General features: G+C 38.4%; 7 protein-coding genes. 2 read left to right on the forward strand and 5 right to left on the reverse strand.

Annotated features, from left to right (window positions below; all coding sequences use genetic code 11):
* Positions 1 to 677: 677 nt before the first annotated feature.
* Together IM456_RS12485 and IM456_RS12490 are read right to left on the reverse strand one after the other, a co-directional pair.
* Complete coding sequence (locus IM456_RS12485) at positions 678 to 1,553, reverse strand: hypothetical protein (RefSeq protein WP_287693285.1); 876 nt, start codon at positions 1,551 to 1,553, stop codon at positions 678 to 680.
* Positions 1,540 to 1,848, reverse strand: coding sequence for a hypothetical protein (locus IM456_RS12490; RefSeq protein ID WP_002738432.1), 309 nt, complete (start codon positions 1,846 to 1,848; stop codon positions 1,540 to 1,542). The genes IM456_RS12485 and IM456_RS12490 overlap by 14 nt, the downstream gene beginning before the upstream one ends.
* A 194-nt stretch (positions 1,849 to 2,042) precedes the next feature.
* Between IM456_RS12490 and IM456_RS12495 the strand changes: the two genes are divergently transcribed.
* Both IM456_RS12495 and IM456_RS12500 read left to right on the forward strand, forming a co-directional pair.
* The gene (locus tag IM456_RS12495) at positions 2,043 to 3,299 is read left to right on the forward strand and encodes an AAA-like domain-containing protein (protein ID WP_287693286.1); all 1,257 of its coding nucleotides are present in this window, start codon (positions 2,043 to 2,045) and stop codon (positions 3,297 to 3,299) included.
* Between the two features lie 176 nt (positions 3,300 to 3,475).
* The gene (locus tag IM456_RS12500) at positions 3,476 to 4,597 is read left to right on the forward strand and encodes an AAA-like domain-containing protein (RefSeq protein ID WP_287693287.1); all 1,122 of its coding nucleotides are present in this window, start codon (positions 3,476 to 3,478) and stop codon (positions 4,595 to 4,597) included.
* Here IM456_RS12500 and IM456_RS12505 read toward each other — a convergent pair.
* From IM456_RS12505 to clpS, 3 genes are read right to left on the reverse strand one after another with little or no spacing between them, the layout of a single operon-like run.
* Complete coding sequence (locus IM456_RS12505) at positions 4,528 to 5,001, reverse strand: hypothetical protein (RefSeq protein WP_374756728.1); 474 nt, start codon at positions 4,999 to 5,001, stop codon at positions 4,528 to 4,530. The genes IM456_RS12500 and IM456_RS12505 overlap by 70 nt on opposite strands.
* A gap of 52 nt (positions 5,002 to 5,053) precedes the next feature.
* The gene (locus IM456_RS12510) at positions 5,054 to 5,884 is read right to left on the reverse strand and encodes a CPBP family intramembrane glutamic endopeptidase (protein WP_287693288.1); all 831 of its coding nucleotides are present in this window, start codon (positions 5,882 to 5,884) and stop codon (positions 5,054 to 5,056) included.
* A complete protein-coding gene (gene clpS, locus IM456_RS12515; RefSeq protein ID WP_002738526.1) occupies positions 5,877 to 6,164 on the reverse strand; it encodes an ATP-dependent Clp protease adapter ClpS in 288 nt (95 codons plus the stop codon). The genes IM456_RS12510 and clpS overlap by 8 nt, the downstream gene beginning before the upstream one ends.
* Positions 6,165 to 6,419 lie beyond the last annotated feature (255 nt).

Genomic DNA, 6,419 nt, shown 5'->3' on the forward strand with positions numbered 1-6,419 from the left:
TAGGTGTCGATAGCCTTGAATACAGGTTCCTTGTAGGTTCAAAAATTTGTCAAGTATCATAAGTAAAATAATCTCGTTTTTGGCTATTATATCAAATCTTAACTCGATTGTCTATCTTTTGGTATTAACCTGTTTGTGCCTTAAGTCCTTCCCTATATGAATTTCAGATACTTTTGAGCGTAGGTGCTCTCATCGAATTTTATTTTAAGTTAATTATTTGCATAACAATTCCCGAAGAGCCAGAAAACTTCGCACCTCACCATTAAGATAACTGCTGTAATACTGCTCATACTAATACTAAATCCGTTGAGTATAGGCTAGTTATGAGGAGAGGCACTCATGCAAGAGGCAAAAGGCAAAGGGGAGAATAAATAATCAATTTTTAATAACAGGATTTAGTATAAATCCTGTTTAAAAGGTATAGGAGAGTGGGGAGCAGGGAGAAGCAGTTTGAGCATTTGTACTAAAATTTCCAACAGGCAGTTTAATCCAGTACAGTTTAATTGACAGGGAGAGAAGACAGTCTAACTGCTAGGTTTTACATCGGTTACTTTTTTTCTGGTCCAGATGGCGAGAATTGTCAGGAAAAGTCAACCCGTCACTCCCCCTCAAGGATTTTTATCGATTCCAGTTAATCGACAAAACAGTACAAGTGTATTTAATTAACTGGCCGACGTTTAATTTATCCTACTATTCCCCTGTTCTATTTCTCCCAGTCTTATTAAAATTCTTGATTGTTTTGGGTCACTTCTAATTTGATTGATATCTTTATAAGTAAAACCCATACTAAATAATAACCATATTAATTCTTCTTTCTGATCGCTGCCACTAAATCCTCCTAGAATAGCGTCTAATCTTCTTTGATAGTTCTTTTGCGTTCTTTCCAGTGTATATCTCCCGATTAATTCTTCGATGTATTTTTGAATAGTAAGTCTTTGAAAACGATCAAATTCATATCTGGTATCATCATATAGTCTGTTTCTCTCCGATGCCAATTTCTCGTCGAAAGTCTCCATAATAGATATTTGAAATTCTTTGTACAACTCTAATAGCTTTTTGATCAGACTGGAGACAGGATTAATTGTCGATGGGCTAAATCCACCCATTACTTGGTCAATTTGTTCTAAATTAGGGTTTAAGGAACTAATAATAAAACCAAAGACTAGAGCAATGATTAAACCAACATATACATTATCCTCGATTGAGCTTAATAGAGAAAATATAAATTGAATGAGATAGTATAAGAGTATTGATATAACAATTTTGACAGTTAATAAACGAACAAAAGAATTTAAAAAATCCTTTTTTAAATTGGCAAATAAATGACGAATCCTAAAAGCTGAGAAATAGCTAATTCTAGTTTCAACTGCTACTCCAATAATTATCGCAGTCACCACAAAAGACCACCGATGTCCTTCCACAAATTTCTGTATTTCACTAGAAAGGTCGGTGGCGGCAGCTGTCTGAGAATCTACCAAAAATAGGTAATGGGTGAATGAACTGAAAAAAGGAAACTTATCTAATTCCGTTAGAACCTGACTACAAAATACCATTTACCCTGAGCCAACGAGTTTTCCAAGTGGGAGTAAAGATTTCGTAGTTTTTTTGTTTATTGACTTTGATATAGCCTTTGTCCTTTAGTTCTTTTAATTTATCTTGTAAGTCAGCTTCTCCAACTCTATCTGTTTCAATTTTAAAGCTTACGACAGTGGCAGCCCTAACTTTGAGTAAATCAGATAAAAGAGACTTCTCCTCGGAGGTTAAATAATTGTCAGACTTAGCTGAAGTCCCAGAATCACCCTTATAAGTGTCATTGTCTTTGGACTTAGAAGGAAATATGTCAAGCATTCTGTTTTGTGTAGTTTATAAATACACTTCGACCAGTACACCTTGATCCTCAGTCATGACTCTCTGAGTTTATGACTGAGATATGTCTGAGTTTTTTATATTCTTAGTGTGAACGATCAATCTCTGATCTCATGACTGAGATATGTCTGAGTTTTTTGCGATAAAATAGAGATTGCGTAGATTGATGGAAGTTTATGGGGCGATCGCTTAAAGTAAAATCAGAATATATCCCTAGAGTCAAACAAGCAGTTAAACGCAATGGTTACGCAAGTCAACAGCGGCTTGCTGAGGAGTTAGGATTCGCAAAATCGACTATTAGCCTTTTTCTTAACGGTAAACCGATTAGTAATCTCAATTTTTTTGAAATTTGTCAAAGCTTAGGCCTTGATTATCGAGAAATCGCTGACTGGGATGAGTTGGAGGAAACAGCTGCTGCCACGTCTGAGGATGAGGGAGAAAACCGGGCTGCGGATTTTTCCAAGTATGTTGAACGTCCTCCAGTGGAACAGCTTTGTCTGGAGACGGTGAGTCAAGCAGGTTCATTGTTGCGGATTAAATCGGCCAAGGGGATGGGTAAAACCCTATTAGTCGATAGAATTTTGAGTCAAGTTGACAAAAGACAGTATAAAACCGTCAGTTTGAGTTTTTTACAGGCAAGCAAAGGAATTCTCGGCGATTTAGACCGATTGCTCTCTTGGTTTGCTTTGATTATTTCCAAGAAATTAGGGTTAGCAGCTCTCTTTCAGGAAAAATGGCAAGAAGGATTAGGACTTTATAGCTGTACTGCCTATTTTGAAGACCATTTGCTCAAAAAGCTGGATAAACCCCTAATTTTAGTTTTAGAGGAGATAGATAGTCTCTTTGCCTATACCAGCGTTGCCGGCGATTTCCTTAGTTTATTTCGTCTTTGGCACGAGGAGGCAAAAAATAATAATACTTGGCAAAAGTTACACTTAATTATCACCTACTCCACAGAAAATTATGTTCCTGCTGACCTGAATAAATCTCCTTTGAATGTACGAACAGAAATCCTGTTACCTGATTTTACTCTAGAACAGGTCTTGACTCTAGCCAATAAATATCAGGCTAACTTGGGAGAAGATGAACTGCAAAAAATAATTAATCTTGTCGGGGGACATCCCTATTTAATCCAAAAAGCGATTTATGCGATTACCCAAAAACAACTGTCTTTAGCAGATTTTTTAGAGACAGCAGCCACGGAAGCGGGGATTTATGGGGATCATTTGCGAGGACATTTGCTAAACTTACAAGAACATCCAAACCTAGCAGCAGGAATGAAAAAGGTTGTAGAGTCCTCTTCTCCCGTTGATTTAGGTGCAACAATTAATTGGCAACTTCATAGTTTAGGATTAGTAACCTTTGTGCAGAATGCTGTTCAACCCCGTTATCCACTATACAGCGACTATTTTAGGTATCGCCTATCCTCCTAAAATCCAATATATTGAGTTAAACTGTTGTACATCTAAATCTAATATTCGTTTTCACCTGTTCCCCGTTCCCTCATCGAACCCAGAACTTTAAATGCGGACTAGCTTAGGGACAGATAACCTTTGATTAAATTATTCATCGAACTTAACCAATCAGACAAATTGCTAATTTTAATGCTATGGCGACCAATTTTTATCATGTTGGAGGCAGCGTTCCCCTAGATGCACCTAGTTATATCAAGCGGGAAGCAGATGATATATTTTATGACTATCTAAAAAATGGACAGTATTGCTATGTGTTAAATTCCCGTCAGATGGGAAAATCAAGTTTGTGGGTACAGACACAAAAACGACTGCAAGAGGATAATATTGATTGTGCTACCATTGATTTGAGTGGTATAGGAAAAAACATCTCCGAAGATATTTGGTATCGAATATTATTTGAGCAACTGGTTAAACGCTTTAATCTTTCTATTCGGGAAAAAGAGCAAACTTGGTGGAATGAACGAGTACACAAATCACCTATTAATTGTCTTCGTGAATTTGTTGAAGAAATTCTCTTAAGGGAAGTATCCCAACCTATTGTTATCTGTTTCGATGAAATTGATAGCGTTCTGAGTTTAAAATTTTCCACAGATGATTTCTTTGCTTGGCTGCGTAGCTGTCATGAAAAACGTCCCCATAATAGGGATTACCAACGTCTAACCTTTTGTATGTTGGGGGTAGCGGCAGTTTATAACTTTATTCTAGATAATAATCGTAGTCCTTTTAATATTGGTCAAGATATTCGATTATCTGGATTTACTATAAGGGATGCCAGAAAACTGGCCGAGGGATTGCAGGACAAAGTTATCGCACCAGAACGGGTTTTAGAGGAGGTTATAGAGTGGACAGGTGGACAACCATTTTTAACTCAAAAAATTTGTAATTTAATCTCCACATCTCGCCCTGAATTTGGCAAGGAATCCCCAGCAACCCCGATTAATGTCGGCGATTTTATCCAGTCCCAAGTAATTAGTAACTGGGTATCTCAAGATAGTCCAGAACACCTAAAAACTATTCGGAATCGTTTATTAAATAAGCGTGTCACGGGTAGAAGAATGCTGAAGCTTTACCTAGAAATTTTAAGAAATGGTGAAATTACCGATGATGGTAGTCCCGATCAAATAGAATTACGCTTAACAGGATTGGTAGTTCAAGACCGACAAAAGTTAAAAGTTTATAATAAGATTTATAGAAATGTTTTTAATGAAAATTGGGTGACAACCGATGAACGACCTGTCCACAATTTTTGGAATTGACTGTATTGATTATTGGGGGTTAAAATTTCCAAGAAAAATCCTGTCCCACCAAAGAAACTATTTCCCAGTTCAGATGTATTGCCAAACATTAAACCGAAACCAAACATCCAATAAGCCAAGGCAGAAACACAGAAGACAATTAGGTTTTTAGCTAAGACATTAGTGGCGTTATTAGTACGACAAAAACCCGTTTCAAGCATGGCAAAACCCGCATTCATAAAGAATACTAACGAGCCGGCTATTAACATCCAGAGATTAGCAACTAAATCCAGAGTAGAATTATTTAAATCTTGTGCTGTGACTTTGCCTACACCGATCAACAGCATGACGATAAGAGAGAAACAAAAAGATAGGATATTACGCAAACGCGGGCGATATTCTAGAAAAGATAATAATCGATTCATCGGCTATAACTCTCATGGGCAATTTCCCCTTTATAGTAATTGATTTAATCCCTTATCGTTCACTCAAAACTGCTTTTTTTCTGATCCAGATAGCGAGAATTGTCAGGAAAAGTAAACCCATCACTCCCGCTAAAGGATTTTTATCGATTCCAGTTAACCAATCGGGAACAGTACCAGTGTATTTAATTAACTGACCCACATTTAATATATAGTATGCCCAGATTAAACCCGCGTGCAGACCGATACTTTTACCCAAACTACCACCACAGGCGCGTTTTGCCCAACCGAGAATTAATCCTAGCAAGACTAAGGCAGGAAATTGGGGAAAAGTGCGGATAATTTCGGCTAAAGGTTTAATAAAGTGGGTAAGAGCGAAAATTAAGGCACTAATCACTAGAGCGATAGCGGGACGATAATCCTTTTCTAATTCTCCCAGTAACCAGCCCCGAAATAATAATTCTTCGGCGAAACCCACCGCTAAAGCGACTAAAAACCCCTCCAGGATGATTTTGCTGATTTGGGGATTTGCGGGTAAGAAATTTAACCAACCTAGGAACGCTTGGGACAGAAAAAGCGAGAAAGTGAAAAATAGACCGATCGCTAACCCGTTAATTAACTCGATCGGCGTTTTTCTTCGCCAAATCAACCCATAATCGGCTAATCCCTCATCGCCATAAATTGTCCGTCCCCACCAATGGGATAACCCCAAAAATTCCAGATAGAGAACAGAAAGGGTCAAAATTGAGACAAGATTGGCATTAGTGGCAAAAAAGTGATAGAGGGGAAGTGCGATCGGCAACCAGAGAAAAAGTAAGAGCAAAATAAAAATTCCCAGTCGCAGGGGGACTGGGTAAGTGGCAATTACCCGTAATCTTTTATTCATCGGGTTCGATGCTGCTGGTTAAACCTTTATTTTTCAAGGTTTCACAGTAAAATTCCGCGTGTTCTTGGATGCAGGTAATCACCAAGGCCGTACCATTAGTGTGCGCTTCCATCATGATATCGACTGCTTGGGGTTGCGTCATACCGGCGATCGTTTGCATTAAACTCTGAACCACATACTCCATCGAGTTAAAGTCGTCATTGTGGAGTAAAACGCGATAACGCGGTGCTGGTTTACGGATTGTCGCTGTGGAACGCTTTTCGATGACTTCTGTGGACACCGTGTCTCTCCTTTGAATCTATATCACAAATAAAGGTCAATTACTAATGATCATAATCAAAATTTCCAGATTGAGCTAGGCTTTTTCAGCGATCCGTGAGGGGTTGGGGACTTGCGTGGGAATAATATCCCAGCCAGGAAATCGCTCTGTAGAAGAATCAGACCAGCCAGATGGCATATTATCAAAGCGCAAGTCCCTAAGAGGAAGGGGGCTCTCGAAGGCTCTCCCCCTACTTAGGGTGATCAGCAAACCTGA

The organism is Microcystis sp. M079S1 (assembly GCF_020246425.1).
Taxonomy (GTDB): Bacteria; Cyanobacteriota; Cyanobacteriia; order Cyanobacteriales; family Microcystaceae; genus Microcystis; species Microcystis aeruginosa.